At 51.1% G+C, this 227-nt stretch carries 1 protein-coding gene; it reads left to right on the top strand.

Translation table 11 applies throughout. The annotated features are described in order from the left end of the window. Positions 1–227: TCP-1/cpn60 chaperonin family protein (locus C6N31_RS47540; protein ID WP_498063741.1), on the top strand; the 227-nt coding region annotated here is incomplete at both ends.

Raw genomic sequence — 227 nt, 5'->3', positions numbered from 1 at the left:
GACTGATTCCGTTTATGACTCAGAAAAGCTATCGGAGAGAATTGCGAAGCTATCTGGTGGAGTTGCAGTCATCAGGGTGGGGGCTGCAACTGAGACTGAGCTCGAGGATCGCAAACTTCGCATCGAGGATGCCAAGAATTCTACTTTTGCTGCCATTGAGGAAGGAATTGTGCCAGGGGGAGGTGCTGCGTTGGTTCACCTCTCAACCCTCGTTCCATCAATCAAGC

The sequence above is a fragment of the Streptomyces fildesensis genome (genome assembly GCF_016107395.1).
Taxonomy (GTDB): Bacteria; Actinomycetota; Actinomycetes; order Streptomycetales; family Streptomycetaceae; genus Actinacidiphila; species Actinacidiphila fildesensis.
The sequence above is the reverse complement of the archived record's forward strand: the minus strand, read 5'-3'. Positions and strand labels throughout refer to the sequence as shown.